Source organism: Georgenia sp. Marseille-Q6866 (assembly GCF_965111665.1).
The window spans coordinates 148653-170629 of the sequence record NZ_CBCOOR010000007.1 but is presented as its reverse complement, the minus strand read 5'-3'; the positions used below and the strand labels follow the sequence as shown (position 1 = coordinate 170629).

Annotated in this window: 19 protein-coding genes and 1 pseudogene; 11 read left to right on the top strand and 9 right to left on the bottom strand. The window is 72.0% G+C overall.

Going from position 1 to position 21977, the window contains the following annotated elements; translation table 11 throughout:
• Positions 1 to 126 (bottom strand): annotated as a pseudogene (locus ACWPXV_RS08455) (ABC transporter permease); the annotation flags it as partial.
• Here ACWPXV_RS08455 and truB point away from each other — a divergent pair.
• The 8 genes from truB (at position 100) to ACWPXV_RS08415 (ending at position 9738) form a co-directional block, all read left to right on the top strand.
• A complete protein-coding gene (truB, locus tag ACWPXV_RS08450; protein ID WP_454084827.1) occupies positions 100 to 900 on the top strand; it encodes a tRNA pseudouridine(55) synthase TruB in 801 nt (266 codons plus the stop codon). The pseudogene ACWPXV_RS08455 and the gene truB overlap by 27 nt on opposite strands.
• A gap of 87 nt (positions 901 to 987) precedes the next feature.
• Positions 988 to 2373 carry a NupC/NupG family nucleoside CNT transporter gene (locus ACWPXV_RS08445; protein ID WP_454084817.1) on the top strand — a complete coding sequence of 462 codons (1386 nt, stop codon included), beginning with the start codon at positions 988 to 990 and terminating at the stop codon, positions 2371 to 2373.
• A gap of 62 nt (positions 2374 to 2435) precedes the next feature.
• Positions 2436 to 3383: a bifunctional riboflavin kinase/FAD synthetase gene (locus tag ACWPXV_RS08440; protein ID WP_454084816.1), complete on the top strand. Its 948-nt coding sequence runs from the start codon at positions 2436 to 2438 to the stop codon at positions 3381 to 3383.
• Between the two features lie 54 nt (positions 3384 to 3437).
• Complete coding sequence (rpsO, locus tag ACWPXV_RS08435) at positions 3438 to 3746, top strand: 30S ribosomal protein S15 (protein ID WP_181424592.1); 309 nt, start codon at positions 3438 to 3440, stop codon at positions 3744 to 3746.
• Between the two features lie 210 nt (positions 3747 to 3956).
• Complete coding sequence (locus ACWPXV_RS08430) at positions 3957 to 6323, top strand: polyribonucleotide nucleotidyltransferase (RefSeq protein ID WP_454084815.1); 2367 nt, start codon at positions 3957 to 3959, stop codon at positions 6321 to 6323.
• A complete protein-coding gene (locus tag ACWPXV_RS08425) occupies positions 6316 to 7680 on the top strand; it encodes a M16 family metallopeptidase (RefSeq protein WP_454084814.1) in 1365 nt (454 codons plus the stop codon). Before ACWPXV_RS08430 ends, ACWPXV_RS08425 begins: the two co-directional genes overlap by 8 nt.
• A 353-nt stretch (positions 7681 to 8033) precedes the next feature.
• A complete protein-coding gene (dapB, locus tag ACWPXV_RS08420) occupies positions 8034 to 8786 on the top strand; it encodes a 4-hydroxy-tetrahydrodipicolinate reductase (RefSeq protein WP_454084813.1) in 753 nt (250 codons plus the stop codon).
• A 58-nt stretch (positions 8787 to 8844) separates the two neighbouring features.
• A complete protein-coding gene (locus tag ACWPXV_RS08415; protein ID WP_454084812.1) occupies positions 8845 to 9738 on the top strand; it encodes a serine/threonine-protein kinase in 894 nt (297 codons plus the stop codon).
• A gap of 12 nt (positions 9739 to 9750) precedes the next feature.
• Here the strand turns inward: ACWPXV_RS08415 and ACWPXV_RS08410 are convergent, their stop codons facing one another.
• The 8 genes from ACWPXV_RS08410 to ACWPXV_RS08375 all read right to left on the bottom strand — a co-directional run bounded on the left by ACWPXV_RS08410 (position 9751) and on the right by ACWPXV_RS08375 (position 16336).
• Positions 9751 to 10686, bottom strand: coding sequence for a nucleoside hydrolase (locus ACWPXV_RS08410; RefSeq protein ID WP_454084811.1), 936 nt, complete (start codon positions 10684 to 10686; stop codon positions 9751 to 9753).
• A 35-nt stretch (positions 10687 to 10721) separates the two neighbouring features.
• Positions 10722 to 10880 (bottom strand): hypothetical protein, encoded by a 159-nt coding sequence (locus tag ACWPXV_RS08405; protein WP_454084810.1) that lies wholly within the window; start codon positions 10878 to 10880, stop codon positions 10722 to 10724.
• Positions 10877 to 11305 carry a hypothetical protein gene (locus tag ACWPXV_RS08400; protein ID WP_454084809.1) on the bottom strand — a complete coding sequence of 143 codons (429 nt, stop codon included), beginning with the start codon at positions 11303 to 11305 and terminating at the stop codon, positions 10877 to 10879. Before ACWPXV_RS08400 ends, ACWPXV_RS08405 begins: the two co-directional genes overlap by 4 nt.
• The gene (locus ACWPXV_RS08395; protein ID WP_454084808.1) at positions 11302 to 11601 is read right to left on the bottom strand and encodes a hypothetical protein; all 300 of its coding nucleotides are present in this window, start codon (positions 11599 to 11601) and stop codon (positions 11302 to 11304) included. Before ACWPXV_RS08395 ends, ACWPXV_RS08400 begins: the two co-directional genes overlap by 4 nt.
• Positions 11598 to 12461 (bottom strand): slipin family protein, encoded by an 864-nt coding sequence (locus ACWPXV_RS08390; RefSeq protein ID WP_454084807.1) that lies wholly within the window; start codon positions 12459 to 12461, stop codon positions 11598 to 11600. The genes ACWPXV_RS08395 and ACWPXV_RS08390 overlap by 4 nt, the downstream gene beginning before the upstream one ends.
• Positions 12454 to 13074 (bottom strand): hypothetical protein, encoded by a 621-nt coding sequence (locus ACWPXV_RS08385; protein WP_454084826.1) that lies wholly within the window; start codon positions 13072 to 13074, stop codon positions 12454 to 12456. Before ACWPXV_RS08385 ends, ACWPXV_RS08390 begins: the two co-directional genes overlap by 8 nt.
• A gap of 8 nt (positions 13075 to 13082) precedes the next feature.
• Positions 13083 to 15494 carry a nitric-oxide reductase large subunit gene (locus ACWPXV_RS08380; protein ID WP_454084806.1) on the bottom strand — a complete coding sequence of 804 codons (2412 nt, stop codon included), beginning with the start codon at positions 15492 to 15494 and terminating at the stop codon, positions 13083 to 13085.
• 215 nt (positions 15495 to 15709) lie between these two features.
• Positions 15710 to 16336: an N-acetyltransferase family protein gene (locus ACWPXV_RS08375; RefSeq protein ID WP_454084825.1), complete on the bottom strand. Its 627-nt coding sequence runs from the start codon at positions 16334 to 16336 to the stop codon at positions 15710 to 15712.
• Positions 16337 to 16421: 85 nt separating this feature from the next.
• Here ACWPXV_RS08375 and dapA point away from each other — a divergent pair, with 85 nt between their 5' ends.
• The 3 genes from dapA to ACWPXV_RS08360 all read left to right on the top strand — a co-directional run bounded on the left by dapA (position 16422) and on the right by ACWPXV_RS08360 (position 21754).
• Positions 16422 to 17321, top strand: coding sequence for a 4-hydroxy-tetrahydrodipicolinate synthase (gene dapA, locus ACWPXV_RS08370; RefSeq protein WP_454084805.1), 900 nt, complete (start codon positions 16422 to 16424; stop codon positions 17319 to 17321).
• Entirely contained in the window at positions 17318 to 19003 is a 1686-nt protein-coding gene (locus ACWPXV_RS08365) for a ribonuclease J (protein WP_454084804.1), read from the top strand. Before dapA ends, ACWPXV_RS08365 begins: the two co-directional genes overlap by 4 nt.
• Before the next feature lie 114 nt (positions 19004 to 19117).
• Positions 19118 to 21754, top strand: a complete 2637-nt coding sequence (locus ACWPXV_RS08360; protein WP_454084803.1) for a DNA translocase FtsK — start codon at positions 19118 to 19120, stop codon at positions 21752 to 21754.
• The last annotated feature ends 223 nt before the right edge of the window (positions 21755 to 21977 follow it).

Genomic DNA, 21977 nt, shown 5'->3' with positions numbered 1-21977 from the left:
CATCGAGGACGCGATGAGCTCGGCGGCGACGAGGAAGAGCCACGCCTGAGCGAGCGCCAGGCGCAGCCCGGCGACCACCGACGGCGTCACCGCCGGCAGCTGCACCCGCGTCAGCAGGCGCACACCGGCGTCCTCGTCCTCGGCGTCAACCGCGCCACCCGGCTGCTCACCTACCTCGTCGGCGCGGACAAGGAGTACACCGCGACCGTCCGGCTCGGTCAGGCGACCATCACCGACGACGCCGAGGGGGACGTCACCGACGCGCCCGGCGCTGCCGCCGTCGACCCCGACGCCCTTGCCGCGGCCGTCGCCGCCCTGCGCGGGCCGATCGAGCAGGTCCCCAGCTCCGTCAGCGCCATCAAGGTCGACGGCAAGCGCTCCTACGCCCGCGTCCGCGGCGGGGAGGAGGTCGAGCTCGCGGCCCGCCCCGTCACCATCCACCGCCTCGACGTGCTCGCGCAGCGGACGACGACGGCGCAGGACGGCACCGCCGTCACCGACCTCGACGTCGTCGTCGGGTGCTCCTCGGGCACCTACGTCCGGGCCCTCGCCCGCGACCTCGGTGCCGCCCTCGCGACCGGCGGCCACCTCACCGCGCTGCGACGCACCTACGTCGGCCCCTTCGCCCTCGACGGCGCAGCCGACCTCGACACCCTCGGCGCCGCGCACGCGGAGGGCCGGCCCGTGCAGCTGCTCTCCATGACCGAGGCGTGCCGCGCGGCCTTCGACCTGCGCGAGCTCTCCGACAGTGAGACCACCGCCGTGCGCTACGGCCAGCGGGTCGACGCCACCGGCCGGACCGGCCCGGTCGCGGCGCTGGCCCCGGACGGACACGTCGTCGCCCTCCTCGAGGACCGCGGCGCCCAGGCGCGCCCGGTGCTCGTCCTCGACCCCGCCTGAGCCGCGCTCACCCGCAGCCTCTCCGCGCGGGGACGGCCTGGCTGTGCCACCCTGCCCGGACAGCGTGACACGACGGGAGGGGGAGCGGTGCTCCAGGTGCTGTGGGGACTGGGCGGCATGGTCGTCGTCCTGGTGATCGCATGGCTGCTGTCGGTCGACCGACGGCGGATCAGCTACCGCACCGTGTCCCTCGCCCTGCTCGTCCAGGTCGTCTTCGGCGTGCTCGTGCTCTACGTCCCGGCGGGCCAGCGCGTGCTCGAGTCGGTGACGTCCGGCGTCCAGTCGGTCATCAACTCCTCCGCGGAGGGCATCGCCTTCCTCTTCGGCCCGATCCTGCCCGACGAGGGCTCGGTCTTCGCCTTCCAGGTGCTGCCCGTCATCGTCTTCTTCGCCGCCCTCACCGCGGTGCTGTACCACGTGGGCCTCCTCCAGCTCGTCACGCGCTGGATCGGTGGAGGGCTCGCGAAGCTGCTGGGCACGACCGGGCCGGAGTCGATGAACGCCGCCGCCAACATCTTCGTCGGCCAGACCGAGGCGCCGCTCGTCATTCGGCCCTACATCAAGGACATGACGCCATCGGAGATCTTCGCCGTCATGGCCGGCGGCCTCACCACGGTCGCCGGCTCGGTCCTCGTCGGCTACTCGCTGCTCGGCGCCAACCTCGAGTACCTCATCGCCGCGAGCTTCATGGCAGCCCCCGCGGGCCTCCTCATGGCGAAGATGCTCGTCCCCGCAGGCGCCCTCGCGGACATCGGCCCCAACGCCGAGACGGCCACCGTCCCGGACGCGCCCGTCGTCGACACCGACGACGACGGCGGCACCTCCCGCCGCGGCGGCTCGCGGCTGGCAGCGGCCTTCCGTCGCGGCTCCCGCCGGGGCGGCACCCACGAGGGCCGCGACGAGCTCGTCCGCCGGGCGCGCGGCGAGGGCGCCCCGGAGGAGGACGAGGAGGAGCCACCGGTCAACGTCATCGACGCCGCCGCCCGCGGCGCGTCCGACGGCCTCACCCTCGCGCTCAACGTCGGCGCGATGCTCCTCGCGTTCATCTCCCTCATCGCGCTGGCCAACATCGTCGTCGGCGGCATCGGCGGGTGGTTCGGCAACGACGACCTCAGCGTCGAGGAGATCCTCGGCTACGTCTTCTCCCCGATCATGGCGGCCGTCGGCGTCCCGCTCCACGAGGCGGTCGACGCCGGCAGCTTTCTCGGCCAGAAGGTCATCCTCAACGAGTTCGTCGCCTTCTCCGACTTCGCGCCCAGGGCCGAGGACTTCAGCGAGAAGTCCCAGGCCGTCATCACCTTCGCGCTCACCGGCTTCGCGAACCTCGGCTCCCTCGCCATCCTCCTCGGCGGGCTGGGCGGCATCGCCCCCACCCAGCGCAGCGTCATCGCCACCCTCGGCCTGCGGGCGGTGCTCGCGGGCACGCTCGGCAACCTCCTGTCGGCGGCCATCGCCGGGATCCTCATCGGCTGAGCCGGGGTAGTCTCGGCTGCGGCCCGCAGCCAGCGACCGCCCACGACAGAAGGAGCCCCAGCGTGCAGGTGTGGCACGGCATCGAGCAGATCCCCGACGGTCTGAGCGGCAGTGTCGTCACCATCGGCAACTTCGACGGCGTCCACCGCGGGCACCGGGCCGTCCTCACGGCCACCGCGGAGCGGGCCCGCTCGCTCGGGGTCCCCGCCGTCGCCCTCACCTTCGACCCGCACCCCGCGCAGGTCCACCGGCCCGGCACGACGCCGCCGCTCCTCACCGGGCTCACCGACAGGCTCGCCCTCCTCGCCGAGGTCGGCATCGACGCCACGCTCGTCCTCCACTACACCCTCGACCTCGCCGCGCTCACCCCCGAGGAGTTCGTCACCGGGTACCTGCGTGACGCGCTGCGGGCCCGCGCCGTCGTCGTCGGCCACGACGCGCGCTTCGGCCGCGGCAACTCCGGTGACCAGCACACGATGGCGGCGCTGGGGCAGGAGCACGGCTTCGCCGTCGACGTCGTCGCGGACGTCGGAGCCGACCGGCGCTGGTCCTCCAGCTGGGCCCGCGAGCTCGTCGAGTCCGGTGACGTGGCCGCGGCCGAGACCATCCTCGGCCGCCCCCACCGGATGCGCGGCGTCGTCGTGCGCGGCCAGGCCCGCGGGCGTGACCTCGGGTTCCCGACGGCGAACCTCGCCCCGTCCGCGACCGGCACCATCCCGGCCGACGGCGTCTACGCCGGCTGGCTGCGCCGGCACGCGGGCGCGGGGGAGCGGCTGCCCGCCGCGATCTCCGTCGGCACCAACCCGACCTTCGGGGACATCGCCGAGCGCATCGTCGAGGCCCACGTCATCGGGCGCAGCGACCTGCACCTGTACGACGAGGAGGTCGTCGTCGAGTTCGTCGAGCGGCTCCGCGCGACCGTGCGCTACGAGGGCGTCGAGGCGCTCGTCGCGCAGATGCGCTTGGACGTCGCCGACGCGCTCGCCGTGCTGGGCGAGTCGGCCGTCTGATAGCATCATCTCTTGCCGTCAGATCGGCCGCGGATGCGTCATGCCCGGGTGGACATGCCCCGGTGCTCCGCGCAACAACCCCAAGGAGAACCTGTGCCCCTCGCTGCAGACGTCAAGCAGTCCATCATCGCCGAGTACGCCACCCACGAGGGCGACACCGGTTCGCCGGAGGTCCAGATCGCGATGCTCAGCCGTCGCATCCTCGACCTCACCGAGCACCTCAAGACGCACAAGCACGACCACCACAGCCGTCGTGGTCTGCTGCTGCTCGTCGGTCAGCGCCGCAACCTGCTCAAGTACCTGCAGCGTGTCGACATCGAGCGGTACCGCACCCTGATCGGGCGCCTCGGACTGCGTCGCTGACACTCGCGCCGGCTCGGACCCGTACGGGTCCGGGCCGGCCTTGCAATGTCCGCCGGTGACGGCGGACGACAACTCAACACACCACCACCGCGCCGGACGTACCGAGCCGGTTTTCGGTAGTGGCCCCCGGAAGACCGGTTCGCCGGTGGTCCGTGGGCCTCGATCGAAGGCCGCCGGGCGCCGCGCGACGACCACGAAGGAGGGCGCCCCATGGAGGGACCCGAGATCACGTCCGCCGAAGCCGTCATTGACAACGGCAAGTTCGGCACCCGCACCGTCCGCTTCGAGACCGGCCGCCTGGCCCGTCAGGCCGCCGGCTCCGCCGTCGCGTACCTCGACGAGGACACGATGCTGCTGTCGGCCACCACGTTCGGCAAGAACCCGAAGGACCACTTCGACTTCTTCCCGCTGACCGTGGACGTCGAGGAGCGCCAGTACGCCGCCGGCAAGATCCCCGGCTCGTTCTTCCGCCGCGAGGGCCGTCCCTCGACCGAGGCGATCCTCGCCTGCCGGCTCATCGACCGCCCGCTGCGCCCGTCCTTCGCCAAGGGCCTGCGCAACGAGGTCCAGGTCGTCGAGACCGTCCTCGCGATCCACCCCGACGACTCCTACGACGTCCTGGCGATCAACGCCGCGTCGATGTCGACCCAGATCTCCGGTCTGCCCTTCTCCGGGCCGATCGGCGGCACCCGCATCGCCCTCATCGACGACCAGTGGGTCGCCTTCCCGCGCTACTCCGAGCTCGAGCGGGCCGTCTTCTCGATGGTTGTCGCCGGCCGCGTCGTCACCGACGCGCAGGGCACCGAGGACGTCGCGGTCATGATGGTCGAGGCCGAGGCCACCGACAACGCCTGGACGCTCATCAAGGAGCAGGGCGCCACCGCCCCGACCGAGGAGGTCGTGGCCCAGGGCCTAGAGGCCGCCAAGCCGTTCATCCTCGCGCTGTGCCACGCGCAGAGCGAGCTCGCGGCGAACACCTCCAAGCCGACCACCGAGCTGCCCCGCTTCCTCGACTACTCCACCGAGGAGTACGAGGCCGTCGTCGCCCACGCCGGCACGGACCTCTCCGAGGCCATCGCCATCGCGGGCAAGCACGAGCGCGAGGGCCGTCTCGACGAGGTCAAGAAGGCCACCCTCGAGGCGCTCGCCGGGCAGTTCCCCGACGCCGAGAAGAACCTCTCCGCCGCCTTCCGCGCCGCCACCAAGCACTTCGTGCGCCGCCGCGTCCTCACCGACGGCGTGCGCATGGACGGTCGCGGCCTGCGCGACATCCGCACCCTGTCCGCCGAGGTCGACGTGCTCCCGCGCGTCCACGGCTCGGCGATCTTCGAGCGCGGCGAGACGCAGATCATGGGCGTGACCACGCTCAACATGCTGCGCATGGAGCAGCAGCTCGACACGCTCTCCCCGCAGACGCGCAAGCGCTACATGCACAACTACAACTTCCCGCCCTACTCCACCGGTGAGACCGGTCGCGTGGGCTCGCCCAAGCGTCGCGAGATCGGGCACGGCGCCCTCGCCGAGCGCGCCCTCATGCCCGTCCTGCCCTCCCGCGAGGAGTTCCCCTACGCGATCCGGCAGGTCTCCGAGGCCCTGGGCTCCAACGGCTCCACCTCGATGGGCTCGGTCTGCGCCTCGACCCTGTCCCTGTACAACGCCGGTGTGCCGCTGCGCGCCCCCGTGGCCGGTATCGCCATGGGCCTCATGACCGACGAGGTCGACGGTGAGACCCGCTACGCGGCGCTCACCGACATCCTCGGGGCCGAGGACGCCTTCGGCGACATGGACTTCAAGGTCGCCGGTACCCGCGAGTTCGTCACGGCCATCCAGCTGGACACCAAGCTCGACGGCATCCCGTCCTCCGTGCTCACCGGTGCCCTGTCGCAGGCCCGCGACGCGCGTCTGCACATCCTCGACGTTATGACCGAGGTCATCGACGCCCCCGACGAGATGGCCCCGACGGCGCCCCGCGTCATCACGGTCAAGGTCCCCGTCGACAAGATCGGTGAGGTCATCGGCCCGAAGGGCAAGATGATCAACCAGATCCAGGAGGACACCGGCGCGGACATCTCCATCGAGGACGACGGCACCGTCTACATCGGCGCGACCGACGGCCCCTCGGCCGAGGCCGCCCGCCAGGCGGTCAACGCCATCGCCAACCCGCAGATGCCCGAGATCGGCGAGCGCTTCGTCGGGACCGTCGTCAAGACGACGACCTTCGGCGCCTTCGTCTCCCTGTCCCCGGGCAAGGACGGCCTGCTGCACATCTCGCAGATCCGCCGGCTCGTCGGTGGCAAGCGCGTGGAGAACGTCGAGGACGTCCTCGGGGTGGGCCAGCAGGTCCAGGTCGAGCTCGCCGAGATCGACGCCCGCGGCAAGCTGTCCCTGCACGCCGTCGTCGACGACGAGGAGGGTGAGGCGGCCGAGACCGCAGCGCCCGAGGCCGCCGAGGCGACCGAGGCGACCGAGTCCGGCGAGGAGCAGGGCGAGCGCGAGGAGCGTCCGCGCCGCGAGGCCGGCCGTCGTCGCGAGCGTCGTACCCGTACCCGTGAGGACGGCGACAGCGCTGGTGCCTGAGGCACTTCCCCTGGGCCCGGCCGGTGAGCCGGGCACCGAGATCTCGCTGGAGCAGGACGGCAGCGTCATCCGACGCTCCGTCCTGCCCGGCGGGATCCGCGTGCTGAGCGAGGCCATGCCGGCCCAGCGCTCAGCCACGATCGGGGCCTGGGTGGCCGTCGGCTCGCGTGACGAGACCGACGGCCACCACGGCTCCACCCACTTCCTCGAGCACCTGCTCTTCAAGGGCACCCCTCGCCGGGACGCGATGGACATCGCCGTGGCCTTCGACGCCGTCGGCGGGGAGGCCAACGCCGCCACCGGCAAGGAGCACACCTGCTACTACGCGCGGGTGCTCGACGCCGACCTGCCGATGGCGGTCGACGTCATCACCGACATGGTGACCTCCGCCCTCCTCGACGCCGAGGAGTTCGAGACCGAGCGCGGCGTGATCCTCGAGGAGCTCGCGATGGCGGGGGACGACCCCGTCGACGTCGCGCACGAGCAGTTCGCGACGGCGGTCCTCGGCCCGCACCCCCTCGGACGCCCGATCGGTGGCACGCCGGCCACCATCCGCGGCGTCCCGCGCGAGGCCGTGCTCGAGCACTACCGGCGCACCTACGTGCCCAGCGAGCTCGTCGTCACCGCGGCAGGCGCCGTCGACCACGACGAGCTGTGCCGCCAGGTCCTCGAGGCCGTCCGCGCGGGCGGCTGGGAGCTCGACCCCGCCGGCGTGCCCGCCGCACGCCGCTCCGCCGGCGACGACGCCCTGCCCACCGAGGGCCGCACCCTCACGCTGCACCGCCCCACCGAGCAGGCCAACGTCATCCTCGGCTGCCAGGGCCTGCCCGCAGGCGACGACCGCCGCTGGGCGCTGTCGGTCCTCATGACCGCCCTCGGCGGCGGCATGAGCTCACGCCTCTTCCAGGAGATCCGCGAGCGGCGTGGCCTGGCCTACTCGACCTACGCCTTCGCCTCCTCCTACGCCGAGGCCGGCACCGTGGGCCTGTACGCCGGCTGCGCGCCGGAGAACACCGCGCAGGTCGTCGAGCTGCTCGGTGAGGAGCTCGACCGCATCGCGGCGGCCCCGCTGCCCGCCGACGAGCTCGAGCGGGCCATCGGCCAGCTGAGCGGCAACCTCGTCCTGGGCCTGGAGGACACCGGCTCACGCATGTCCCGGCTCGGGCGCGCGGAGATCGTCCACGGCGAGCTCACCACCGTCGCCGAGACGCTCGAGCGGGTCTCAGCCGTCACGGCCGAGCAGGTGCAGGCGCTGGCGGTCGAGCTGGCCGCCAAGCCCCGCTCGCTCGTCGTCGTCGGCCCCTTCGAGGACGACCTCGCCGGCCAGCTCCTCGCCAGCTCCGCCGCCGACAGCTGAGTTGTTCCCGGCCCCCAGTTCGCGCCGACAGCTGAGTTGTTCCTGACACCTGGGTTCGTGCCGACAGCTGAGTTGTTCCGGCATCCCCTGCCGCCGACAGCTGAGTTGTTCCTCGCGTTCCACGCCGTACGGCGCGTACCTGCGCTGTGAGCGGCACGAGCACTCAGTAACAACTGCGCTCTCGGCGCGGGTGGGGGTAACAACTCAGCGCTCGGCGGGGTGGGGTAACTACTCAGCGCTCGGCGGGGGTGGGGGTAACTACTCAGCGCTCGGTGGGGGTGGGGGTAACAACTCAGCGTTCGGCGGGTGGGCGGTACTGAGGGGCGGGGACCGCGCGGCTTATGCTCGCGGGCATGAGTGATCCCCTCAAGGTGGCCGTCCTCGGGGCCGACGGGCGCATGGGCGCCACCGTCTGCGACGCCGTCGAGAACGCACCCGACCTGCAGCTCGTCGCCCGTCTCGAGAAGGACGACGACGTCGCCTCCCTCGCCCGGCGGGCGGACGTCGCCGTGGACTTCACCGTCCCCTCCGTCACCGAGGCCAACGTCCACGCGCTCCTCGACGCCGGGGTCCACGCCGTCGTCGGCACGACCGGCTGGGACGACGCGGCCCTGGCCCGGGTGGAGGAGCACCTCGCCCGCACCGACGGGCTCGGCGTGGTCATCGCCCCGAACTTCGCCCTGTCCGCCGTGCTCGCCATGCAGTTCGCCGCCACCGCGGCCCGCTACTTCGAGTCCGCCGAGGTCGTCGAGCTCCACCACCCGAACAAGGTCGACGCACCGTCGGGGACGGCGCTGGCCACCGCCCGCGGCATCGCCGCCGCGCGCCGCGACGCCGGCCTGGGCGCGATGCCCGACGCGACCGAGACCCAGCTCGACGGCGCCCGCGGCGCGGTCGTCGACGGCGTCCACGTCCACGCCGTCCGCCTGCGCGGCCTGGTCGCCCACGAGGAGGTCGTCCTCGGCAACCCGGGGGAGCAGCTGACGATCCGCACCGACTCCTTCGACCGGGTGAGCTTCATGCCCGGCGTCCTCCTCGCCGTCCGCGAGGTCGGCGGCCGTCCGGGGCTCACCGTGGGCTTGGAGCACCTGCTCGACCTGGGCTAAGAGTCGGCGCGGGGCTCCCGAGAGGCGCCCCGTGGCCCGCCGTACCAGGATGGCGGGCGTGATTCGTCTCGCGGACAGGTACGAGCTGCGGCACGTCGTCGGGCGTGGCGGGATGGGCCGCGTCTGGGCGGCGCGCGACGTCCACTCCGGCCGGGACGTCGCCGTCAAGACGGCCGAGGCGCCGGCCGAGGATACCGCCGGGCTACGGCGGGAGGCCGCCCTCGCGGCGTCGGTCGACCACCCGGGGGTCGTGGACGTCCACGACGCGGGCCACGACGGCGCCACCGCCTACCTCGTGATGGACCTGCTCGAGGGCCCCGACCTCGCCGCCGTGCTCGACGACGGACCGGTGGCGCCTGCGGAGGCGATGCGTATCGCGCACGGCGTCGCGGACGCCCTGGCCGCCGTGCACGGCGCGGGCGTCGTGCACGCCGACGTCAAGCCTGCGAACGTCGTCCTCACCGACGACGCCGTCGTCCTCGTCGACTTCGGTCTTGCCGCCGCCTCCCAGGACGACGGCGCCGGGCCCGTGACGTTCGGGACTGCGCCGTACATGGCCCCGGAGCAGGTGGCGTCGGCGCCCGCGACCACCGCGAGCGACGTCTACGCCCTGGGCTGCCTCCTCACCGCGACGCTTGCCGGCCGACCGCCGTTCACCGCGGACACCCCGACGGAGGTGCTGCACCACCACGTGCGGGCGACGGCACCGCGGCTGCGCGAGCTCCTGCCCGGAGTCCCCGCGTGCCTCGACGAGCTGGTCGCGACGATGCTCGACAAGGACCCCGCCGGCCGTTGCACGGCAGCGGAGGCGCGCGACGTCCTCGCCGGGCTGCGGGAGGACGTCCCGCTGCCGCCCCGCCCCCTGCGGCCGGTGGGGGACCTCACGGCGCGGCTGGACCCGGACGCCACCCGCCCGATCCTCGAGGTTCTCGACCTGCCTGCCGCGGCCTGAGCCCTCCCTGCGTCACCCGTCGCCGAGGGCGGCGATCGCCGCGACCGTCATGTCCCACAGGCGGTCGCGGTTCAGCCCCACAGCGACGGAGGTGGTGAGCGGCCGGCCGAGGTCGCCGTCGAAGTCGGTGACCGTCATGCCGGTGGTCCACCGCCCCGCGGTCTCGACCGTGACGAAGGCGTCCCGGTAGGTCATGACGCCGGGCTCGAGCGCGGCGGCCACCGCGCACAGGTCGTGGACGGCCGGCGCGGGGAAGCCGCGCCCCGCGTACGCCGCGGCGAAGAACTCGAGCAGCTCGTCGACGAAGGCCGCGAGCGGGGTGTCGAGCGCACGGACCCGGCCGCGGAAGGCGTGGTCGGCGAGGGCCTGGTGGGTGAGGTCCAGGCCCACCATCGTCACCGGCCACGACGCGGCGAAGACGGCGGCGGCCGCCTCGGGGTCGGCGAGGATGTTGAACTCGGCCGCCGGGGTGCGGTTGCCCCGCGTGTAGCTGCCGCCCATGAGCACCACCCGCTTGACGAGCCCGGCCAGCCGCGGCTCGAGCGCGAGGGCCAGGGCGATGTTGGTGAGCGGGCCGGTGGGCACGAGCGTCACCGTGCCCGGCTCGTGCGCCAGGACGGTCTCGACGATGAGCTCGGCGGCGCGCCGCTCGTCCAGGCCGACCGTCGGGGTGGGCAGCACTGGCCCGTCCAGCCCACTCTCACCGTGGTAGTCGGGGGCGACGATGGGCTCGCGCGCCAGCGGGGCCGCGGCGCCGCGTGCGACCGGCACGTCGATCCCGGCGATCGTGCACACGGCGCGGGCGTTGTGGGTGACCTTGTCGATGGTCTGGTTCCCGGCGACGGTCGTGATCGCCAGCAGCTCGCAGCGAGGGTCGCCGGCGGCGAGGAGGATCGCCAGGGCGTCGTCGTGGCCGGGGTCGCAGTCGAGGATGATCTTCTCGGTCATGGACCGAGTGTGCCCCCTTCACCCCCGGACGCGGGTCACCACAGGAACGTCATGCACCCCACCGCGAAGACGAGGAGGCCGCCGAACAGGACCAGCGTGAGGAAGGCGCTCTCCAGCTCGCTCGGGGCACTGTCCTCCTGCTCGTCCGGTACCGGATCACCCGGCTCGAGGTGGGACGTGGGTTCCGTGCTCATGCCATCACCTCCCAACGCTGGATCTCGGTGGTGGCGGCGATCGCCAGGATGGCGAAGACGACGCCCATGAAGGCCGTGTACATCCAGCGGCTGCGGTGATCGGACACCCAGAACCGGCGCACGGCGATGACCCCGTTGACCACGGCGACGACGCACAGGGCGAGCCCGATCGGGGCGGCGACCCAGCCGGCCAGGCTGAGCACCGGCACGAGGACGGGGACGAGGAGGTAGGTGATGAGGCAGCGCACGCCCGACACGACCACCGAGACACGGAAGGCCCGGTGCGCGCCCCTGCCCGACTCCCTGTTGACGCCGCTGACTCTCAGGAGTCGCCGCATGAACCGGTCGGGGGCACGGCTGGAGCGGAAGGCGGGGGCCACCGCTGCCGGAGCGAGGGCCGGTGCGGACGCGGGCGAGGTGCTCATGACGCCCCCGTCTCCGTGCCGTGCCGCCGGTAGTGGAACCACAGCCGCCGTCCGCCGAGGAACGCCACCGCCAGACCCAGCCCGCCGAGCACGAACCCGGTGAACAGGCCCAGGTACTGGGGGCTCAGCTCGGTCCCAGTTCCCGACGTGCCCAGCACGGATCCCAGGAGGAAGCCGAAGAGGGGCGCGAAGGTGGCGGCGCACAGGCCGAGCACCAGCCTCCAGAACCCCGGCGGTGTGGGCACCAGCCGGACCGGCCGGCCGGGCGGTGCGGAGTCGTGGGTGGTCTCACTCATCGTGATTCCCCTTCTGCGTGGTCGTCGACGACGCTCAGCCCTCGCGTGTCGGCTCTCGGTGCGGGCCGTCCGGTGGCGCCGGCCGCCTCGGCGGCAGGGGCTGTCTTCCCCAGCGCGTTGACGAGCGGCCCGATGATGTCCATCGGCAACGGGAAGACGACGGTGGAGTTCTGGTCGGCGCCGAGCTCGAGCAGCGTCTGCAGGTAGCGCAGCTGGAGCGAGGCAGGTGCCTCGCTGAGGGTCAGCGCGGCGTCGCGCAGCTCCTGGGACGCCTCCAGCTCACCGTGGGCGCTGATCACCTTGGCGCGGCGTTCCCGCTCTGCCTCCGCCTGCCGGGCCATGGCGCGCTGCATCATCTCCGGGATCTCGACGTCCTTGATCTCGACGACGGAGACGTCCACGCCCCAGGGCACGGCCTGGCGGGCGATGGACTGCTGGAGGTCGTCGTTGAGGTCCGCCCGGTGGGCAAGGAGGGTGTCGAGGTCGGCGCGACCGACCACCGAGCGCAGGGTGGTCTGGGCGAACTGGGAGGTCGCGACCGCGTGGTTCTCCACCGCCATCACCGACTTCACGGGGTCGGTGACCTTGAACATGACGACGGCGTTGACGCGGGCGGTGACGTTGTCCCGGGTGATGACCTCCTGCGGTGGGATGGTCAGCGTGACGACGCGCAGGTCGACGGGCACGAGCGTGTCCAGCAGCGGGACGCGGATGACGATGCCCGGACCCAGGGCACCGCGCAGCCGCCCCAGGCGGAACGCGACGACGCGCTGGTACTCGCGCACGACCCGCAGGCAGGAGACCGCGAGCACGAGGACGACGACGACGGCGACGATGGCGAGGATCAGTGCGCTAGGCATGCTTCTCAGGCTCCCTGCGGTCGGAGGCGTAGCTGGTGCGACGGCGGGCCACGGCGGCGGCCGCGGCGCTGCGCTCGGCAAGGTTCTCGTCCAGCGTCCTGAGGATGACGCCCTCCGGGACGGCCGGGGTACGGCGCAGGTGGGACCACAGCGGCACCGACCCCAGCGCGATCCCGGACGTTACGGCTAGGAGGAGGAGCTGAGCGGTCCAGTCCTCGAGGGTGAACGTCGTGGCCAGCGGCCATGCCGCCGCGAGCACGGTGACGGCGCAGGCGATGCCCCGGTGGAACCGCGCCGACTCCGATGCCGGCCATACGTCAATCATCCGTCTCATCTCTCGCCCGTCGTCGGAACTGGTACAGCTGTCCTTGACCGGGCAGGCGTTGCAGATCGTGGGACTGCCGCGGTAACGCATCACCCGGTTGTCGGGGTCGAAGGACTGCGGCCACAGCCACTGGTCCTGGGGGCACTGCCAGGCGTCGTGGTCCTCGTGGTAGGTGAATCCGGGCGTCTGCTGCTTCTCGTGGGCGGCCTGCGCTCGCCGGGCGAACTGGTCGATGCCGTAGGCGACGAGCAGCAGCACGATCCCGTAACCCGCGGCGACCCAGGTCATCGGCTCGGTCACGGTGCGTCCCTCCCTTCGCCGTCGGGCCTGCGGTCCGAGGCGTAGGGGCTGCGCGGGGTGTCCGGCACCGGGGCGGTGGTAGCCACTCCCGTGCGGTCCGCGCGGGCCTCCTCGTGCTCCTCGACGAACAGGGTCTCCGGCTCCATCCGGGTGACGGTGGGCCGGACCCCGTACCGGACCCCCAGCCAGCAGATCCACACGAAGGGCAGGATGCCGCCGAGGATGAACAGGACGTCCCCGGGCATCCGCAGCCACTCCAGGACCACGTTGCCGGGCTGGGCGATGTACCCCAGGGTCCGTGCCTCGTAGTAGCCGACGTTGACGGAGTTCCACAGCTGCATGACGCCGAGCGGCAGGAGCGTGGCGAAGACCATCCAGGCGAGCCCGATGTTGAGGGACCAGAACGAGAGCTTGGCCAGCCTGTCGGGCCACCTGTCGGGCGGGATGATGTAGCGCAGGGCGAACAGTGCCAGTCCGATCGCCAGCATCCCGTAGACGCCCATCATCGAGCCGTGCGCATGGTTGGCCGTGAGCGCGGTGCCGATCTGGTAGTAGGAGACGATCGGCAGGTTGACGAGGAAGCCGAAGACGCCCGCACCGAGGAAGTTCCAGAAGCCGACGGCGACCAGGAACATGACCGCCCAGCGGTGGGGGAACGGGGCGCTGCTGCGCGACTCCTGCCGGGACCCGAGCTGGAGGAAGGTCCAGGCCTCGATCGTGAGGAACGTCAGCGGGATGACCTCCAGGGCGGAGAAGAATGCGCCCAGGGCCATGTGCTCGACGGGCGTGCCCGAGAAGTACAGGTGGTGCATCGTGCCGATGACCCCGCCCATCGAGTACAGGATGACGTCGAGGAAGATGACCTGGATGGCGATCTTGCGCCTCACCACGCCGAGCATGACGAAGACGTAGGCCACCATCACCGTGGTGAACAGCTCGAGGAAGTCCTCCACCCACAGGTGCACCACCCAGAACCGCCAGAACTCCGCCACCGTCAGGTGCGTGTCGGTGGTCGCGAGCAGCCCCACCGCGTAGAACGCGGGGATGGCCAGTCCGGCGTAGAGGAACAGCCACGGCATGTTGAACTTCGACTCGGTCCGCAGCCGGGAGCGGATGGCGCGGTAGATGATGAGGATCCACAGGAACAGGCCGATCACCAGCAGGATCTGCCAGAACCGCGGCAGGTCCAGGTACTCCCACTGCTGGTCGAAGAAGATCGACCCCCGCGCCCACTCAGGGCCGAAGATGCTGACGGCCGTCCCGGCGAGCATCCCCACGACGACGATCGTCAGCGCCCCGAGGAGGCCGTAGGCCAGCCAGTGCTGCCGCTTCGGCTCCCGGCCCGAGATGATGGGGGCGAGGAAGATCGCGGCGGCGAGGAAGGCGGCGGCCGTCCACAGCAGCGACAGCTGGACGTGCCAGGTGCGGGAGAGGTTGAAGGGGAGCAGCTGGGCCAGGTCGAGGCCGAAGAAGCCGCTGAGCTCCACGCGGTAGTGCTCGACGGCGGCCCCGAGGGTCGACTGGACGAGGAAGAGCAGCGAGATCACGAGGAAGAACGACGCCGTGGCCTTCTGCGCCGGGGTGATCCCCACCGCCCCGGGCTGGAGGAAGCGCAGCGACGTGGACTCGCTTCCCTTCCAGCCGATGTTCCTGCTCCACCGGCCGTAGATCGCGAAGAGGATGCCCAGGCCGGCGAGCAGCGCCACGAGTGAGATCCCGGACCACACGAGGATGTCCGCGGTGGGCTGGTTGTCCACGCGCGGTTCCGGCGGCCAGTTGTTCGTGTAGGAGTAGTCGTGGCCCGGCCGCTCGGCGGCACTCGCCCAGGCGGTCCAGGCGAAGAACGCCGTCAGCGCGTGGATCTCCTCGGGGTCCGTGATCGTGCTCGGCAGCAGGCCGTGCTCGGTGGTGTCCACGCCGAAGAAGTCCGCGTAGTGCTCACGGATGTCCTCGAACGCCGCGACCTGCTCGTCGGTGAGGACGACCTCGCCGGTCGCCGGGTCGTAACGGTTGGTGCGCAGCAGCTGCGACGTGGCGGCCTCGGGATCCTGCACGCCCTGCTGCTCCAGGGACGCCAGGATGTGCTCGCTGCTCAGGCGCAGGTACTCCGCCGTGTAGTCAGGCCCGAGGTAGGCGCCGTGCCCGACGATCGAGCCGTACTGCTGCAGACCTCGTCGCAGGAAGATCTGCTGCCCCTCGGTGACCTCCTCCTCGGTGAAGACGACCTCGCCGGCACTGCTCACCGCCTGCTCGGGAAGGGGCATGGAGTCCGAGTAGGTGCGGAACGCGAGGATTCCCATGACGAAGAACCCGAATACCAGCACGAGTGCGACGCCCTGCACCCAACCCCGGGATATGGCCAGCTCCGAGGTGGTGTCCTGCTGCGCGCTGTGACCGTCGATGCTCACGTCTGATCCCCCGATCGGCGGGGACGTGCACCAGACCTCCCGGGGCACATCCCATGGAGCTACTGCGGGCAGTGCCGACTACGCAGGCGGCTCTGTTGGCGCCGACTATGCCGTCTCCAGGCACGCTTTGTCGACCCATTGCGGCGAAAGAATCCGACATGGCGTGCCGCCGGCTCTGACAATTCGGGTAAAACGGACGGGAGGAAGAGGAGAAATCAGATCTGGGCGAACCAGCAGCTCTCGACGACGTCCCCCGCACCGGTCGTGAGGACGCGGCGCGGCCCGGCCGGCGCGAAGCCCGCCGAGGAGAGGAAGCGGGTGCGAGCGTCGTCCTCCTGGCCCGCCCACATGACGAGCGACGTCGCGCCCGCCTCGCCGGCGAGGTCGACGCACGCGGCGAGCAGCCGGGAGCCGTGCCCCTCGCGCGTGTGGGAGGCCTCGACCTCCAGCGCCAGCACCTCCACCGGCGCCTCGCCGGCGGACTCGGGCAGCTCCACGCCCTCGGCCGGGGCGAAGGCGAGGAAGCCGACGACCTCGACGCCCGCGCAGGCGGTGAGGACGCGGTGACGCTGGCTGGGCGGGGTGCTGACGGCCGCCTGCCACTGGGCGGTCACAGCAGAGGTGTCGACCGCGCCGAGCTCCTCCTCGGTGATGATCCCGCGCCCGCGCCACGCCGCCAGCTGCAGCCGGGTGACGAGAGGGGCGTCCTCGGGCACGGCCGGGCGCACCGAGAGGTCCGCCGTCGGGGGGTGGTCGTGACCCGCGTGCGGGTCGTCGTCGGGCAGGGCACCGGCTGCCAGGGCACCGAGCAGGTCGTCCGCGTCGTGCGGCGTGCTGTCCATCCTCACCCCAGCAGGCTACCGGCGCGGGCGGTCACGGTGCGGACCGCCGCGGTCCCCGACCCTCGCGGACGGTACCGTCGTCCCCATGAACGCCGCCGCACCCTCGCGCACCTTCGGCTCGGTGTCGGTCGCCATGGTGACCCCCTTCCACGCCGACGGCACGGTCGACGTGCCCACCGCGCAGCAGCTTGCCGTCGACCTCGTCGACGCCGGCTGTGACAGCCTCGTCGTCAACGGCACGACCGGGGAGTCCTCGACCACCCACCAGCCCGAGAAGGACGCGCTCGTGCGCGGCATCGTCGAGGCCGTGGGGGAGCGCGCCATGGTCATCGCCGGCGCCGGGTCCAACGACACCGCCCACGCCGTGCGCATCGCCAAGAGCGCCGAGCGCACCGGCGCCCACGGGCTGCTCGTCGTCACCCCGTACTACAACCGGCCCTCCCAGGAGGGTGTCTACACCCACATCCGCACCATCGCCGACGCGACGGGTCTGCCGGTCATGCTCTACGACATCCCCGGGCGGACCGGCGTCGCGATCGGCGACGAGATCCTCGACCGGCTCGCCGAGCACCCCCTGATCCTCGCGGTCAAGGACGCGACCGGGGACGTGCCCCACGGCTTCGAGCGCATGGCCCGCACCGGCCTGGAGTACTACTCAGGTGACGACGGACTGAACTTCGCCTGGCTCGCGCACGGCGCCTCCGGCGTCGTCAGCGTCGTCGGGCACCTCGCGGCCGGCGCCTACGCGGAGATGGTCGCCGAGGTCGACGACGGCGACCTCGTCGCCGCCCGCGCCGTCGCCAACCGCACACGCGGCCTGGTCAATGCCATCATGGGAGGTGGCCAGGGCGCCGTCATGGTCAAGGAGGCACTTCACCTCCAGGGCCGACTGCCCAGCCCGGCCGTGCGGCTGCCGCTCGTGCGCGCCGCGGAGAACGAGATCGTGGCACTGGAACAGGTGCTGCGCCAGGAAGGACTTCTGTGAGCCACACCCACCCCGACCTCACGCCGCCCGGGCCGCTCGCGGCCGGTGCGCTGCGTATCGTCGCCCTCGGCGGCCTGGGCGAGGTCGGCCGCAACATGGCCGTCCTCGAGTACGAGGGCCGCCTGCTCATCATCGACTGCGGCGTGCTCTTCCCCGAGGACCACCAGCCCGGCGTCGACCTCATCCTCCCGGACTTCGACTACATCGCCGACCGGATGGGCGACATCGAGGCGATCGTCCTCACCCACGGCCACGAGGACCACATCGGCGCCGTGCCCTACCTCCTGCGCCTGCGCCAGGACATCCCGCTCATCGGCTCCCGGCTCACCCTCGCGTTCATCGAGGCCAAGCTCAAGGAGCACCGCATCACCCCCCGCACCCGCGCGGTGAAGGAGGGGCAGGTCGAGCGCTTCGGGCCTTTCGAGACCGAGTTCGTCGCCGTCAACCACTCCATCCCTGACGCGCTGGCCGTCATGGTGCGCACCGGGGCCGGCAACGTGCTCCACACCGGCGACTTCAAGATGGACCAGCTGCCGCTGGACGGCCGGATCACCGACCTGCGCGCCTTCGCCCGCCTCGGCGAGGAGGGCGTGGACCTGTTCATGACCGACTCGACCAACGCCGAGGTCCCCGGCTTCACCACCGCCGAGGCGGAGATCGGCCCGGTCCTGGACGCCGTCTTCGCCGACGCCACCCAGAAGATCGTCGTCGCCTCCTTCGCCTCGCACGTGCACCGGGTGCAGCAGGTGCTCGACGCCGCCTACGCCCACCGCCGCAAGGTCGCCTTCGTCGGGCGCTCGATGGTGCGCAACATGAAGATCGCCTCGGACCTCGGCTACCTCCACGTCCCGGAGGACACCGTCGTCGACGTCAAGCAGGTCGACGACCTGCGCGACGACGAGCTCGTCCTCATGGCGACCGGCTCCCAGGGCGAGCCGATGGCGGCGCTGAGCCGCATCGCCAACCGCGACCACCGCGTCTCGGTCGGGCCCGGGGACACGGTGATCTTCGCCTCCTCCCTCATCCCGGGCAACGAGAACTCGGTCTACCGGGTCATCAACGGGCTCACCCGTCTCGGCGCGAAGGTCGTCCACCAGGCCAACGCCCGGGTGCACGTCTCCGGCCACGCCAGCGCCGGTGAGCTCCTCTACTGCTACAACATCGTCAAGCCGCGCAACGTCATGCCGGTGCACGGGGAGATCCGCCACCTCGTGGCCAACGGGGCGCTCGCCGTCAAGACCGGTGTCCCCGCGGAGCGCGTGGTGCTCGCCGAGGACGGCGTCGTCGTCGACCTCATCGACGGGAAGGCCCGGATCGTCGGCGCCGTCCCGAGCCGGTACGTCTACGTCGACGGCTCGTCCGTCGGGGAGATCACCGAGGCCGAGCTCAAGGACCGTCGGATCCTCGGCGAGGAGGGCTTCATCTCGATCTTCGCCGCCGTGGACTCCGCGACCGGCGCCGTCGTCGCCGGCCCGCACATCCAGGCCCGCGGCATGGCCGAGGACGAGTCCGTCTTCGACGGCATCCTCCCCAAGCTCGCCGAGGAGCTCACCAGCGCGGCACGCGGCGGGGCGACCGACACGCGCCAGCTGCAGCAGGTGATGCGCCGGGTCGTGGGCCGCTGGGCGTCCAGCAGGCTGCGCCGCCGTCCGATGATCATCCCGGTGGTCGTCGAGGCATAGCGGGTCTGGGCCACAAAACGGGCCCCCCTCGCGTGTCCACCGGGCGCTCGGCAGGCCGGGTGTGGTTCAGTGGACCCGCAGGTGCGTCTGTGACGCACCGCTTGGAGGACACACATGGCGACCCGTACGACTTCCCCCGCACGGTCCGCCCGGCCCGCCAGGCCGAGCGCGAGCTCGGCCGCGCGCTCCGGAGGACGGTCGAGCCGTGCCCCCAGCCCGTCACGCCCGCCGTGGCCGGTCCGGGCGGTGCGCGGGCTGTGGTTGGGGATCGCCCACGTCATCGGAGGGACGCTGCGTCGTATGGGAAGTGGTGCCCGCGGGCTGGACCCGGCACTCCGCAAGGACGGGGTGGCCCTGCTGCTCCTCGCGCTCGCGATCGTCGTCGCGGCGCGTGAGTGGTTCGGCCTGTCCGGCGCGGCCGGGACCGTCGTCCACGCCATCACCGCGGGGAGCGTCGGCGTGCTCGCCGTCCTGCTCCCCGTGCCCCTCGTCGTCCTCGCCGTGCGCCTCATGCGCCACCCCGAGCGGGGCCATGACAACGGCCGGGTGAGCATCGGCGTCGCGATCGCCGTCGTCGCCGTCACCGGCATCATCCACATCGCCAAGGGCGTGCCGAGCGCCACGCAGGAGTTCGCGGCCGTGCAGGACGCCGGCGGCGTCGTCGGCTGGCTCGTCGGGACCCCGCTCACCGTGCTGCTCAGCGAGTGGGTCGCCATCCCGGTGCTCGTGCTGCTCGCCTTCTTCTCCCTCCTCATCATCACCGCCACCCCGGTGGCCGCGATCCCGCGCAAGTTGCGGGCGCTCACCGGCCGCAAGGAGCACGACGACGTCGCCCCCTCCCAGCAGGAGGAGGAGGTCGCCGCCGCCCGCCCGCCCAGGCCGCGCCGTCGTCGGGCACCCAAGGCTGAGACGGAGGTCGTCCCCGGGGAGTACGCGGCCGACGAGCCGTACGCGTCCGCCGCCGAGATCGCCGCCGCGGCGGAGGAGACGACCGTCCTGCCCGAGCAGGGACGCAAGCGCGGCTCGCGCCGGAAGGCCGCGGCTCCCGAGCCGGAGGAGGCGCCCGAGGAGGAGCTCCTCGCCCCGCCGACCGAGCCGCTGCCCGCCCGCGCCGAGCAGCTCGAGCTCGCGCCGGACATCGTCTACCAGCTGCCCACCGACGACGTCCTGGTCAAGGGCGCCCCGCACAAGCTGCGCTCGGCCGCCAACGACCGTGTCGTCGAGGCGCTGAGCAACGTGCTCGAGCAGTTCGAGATCAACGCCAAGGTCACCGGCTTCTCCCGCGGCCCGACGGTCACCCGCTACGAGGTCGAGCTCGGGTCCGGCACGAAGGTCGAGCGGGTCACGGCGCTGAGCAAGAACATCGCCTACGCCGTCGCCAGCGCCGACGTCCGAATCCTCTCCCCGATCCCGGGCAAGTCGGCGATCGGCATCGAGATCCCCAACGCGGACCGCGAGACCGTCTCCCTGGGTGACGTCCTGCGGTCCTCTGTCGCCCGCCGCAGCGAGCACCCCCTCGTCATCGGCGTGGGCAAGGACGTCGAGGGCGGCTACGTCGTCGCGAACCTCGCCAAGATGCCGCACCTGCTCGTCGCCGGCGCGACCGGCGCCGGAAAGTCGAGCTTCGTCAACTCGATGATCACCTCGATCATGATGCGCGCGACCCCGGAGGAGGTGCGCATGGTGCTCGTCGACCCCAAGCGGGTGGAGCTGACGATCTACGAGGGCATCCCGCACCTCATCACCCCGATCATCACGAACCCCAAGAAGGCCGCCGAGGCGCTGGAGTGGGTCGTGCGGGAGATGGACGCGCGCTACGACGACCTCGCCGCCTTCGGCTACAAGCACATCGACGACTTCAACGCCGGCGTGCGCGCCGGCAAGGTCAAGCCGCTGCCCGGCAGCGAGCGCAAGATCTCGACCTACCCCTACCTCCTCGTCGTCGTCGACGAGCTCGCCGACCTCATGATGGTCGCCCCGCGCGACGTCGAGGCCTCGGTCCAGCGCATCACGCAGCTCGCCCGCGCCGCCGGCATCCACCTCGTGCTCGCCACGCAGCGCCCGAGCGTCGACGTCGTCACCGGACTCATCAAGGCCAACGTGCCGTCCCGGCTCGCCTTCGCCACGTCGTCCGTCACCGACTCCCGCGTCGTGCTCGACCAGCCCGGCGCCGAGAAGCTCATCGGCCAGGGCGACGCCCTGTTCCTGCCGATGGGCGCGCCCAAGCCGATGCGTGTCCAGGGCGCCTGGGTCACGGAGTCGGAGATCCACGCCGTCGTCGAGCACGTCAAGACCCAGCTGCAGCCGAGCTACCGCGAGGACGTCGTCGTCGCGGCCGCGAAGAAGCAGGTGGACGAGGACATCGGCGACGACCTCGACCTCCTGCTCCAGGCGGCCGAGCTCATCGTCAGCTCCCAGTTCGGCTCGACGTCGATGCTCCAGCGCAAGCTGCGGGTCGGCTTCGCCAAGGCCGGCCGGCTCATGGACCTCCTTGAGTCACGGGAGATCGTCGGCCCGTCCGAGGGCTCCAAGGCCCGCGACGTGCTCGTCCAGCCGGACGACCTGCCCGGCACGCTGGCGATGCTCCGTGGGGAGACGCCAGCGCCCTCGGGGGACGACGTCCCCTACGACGTCGCCGCCGAGGTGGACGACACGACGGTGCTGCCCATGGGGGACGCGGAGGTCGTCGAGGACTACTACGACGACGACGCCCCTTCCGACGAGGACGCCTGGAACCTCACCACCCGCTGACCCAGCCCTCACGCGGGAGCTGAGATGTCACGGCTCCCGCGCGCCGCGCCCAGCCATCTCGCGCCGAGCGCCCAACCCCTCTCGCGCCGAGCGCTGAGTTGTTACGCCCATCGCAGCGCCTCGGCCCCCTTCGCGCCGCGCGCCGGACACCGCCCCACCTCGTAGCGCCCCGGCGCCCCCTTCGCGCCGAGCGCTGAGTTGTTACCGCTCGCCCTCGCCGAGG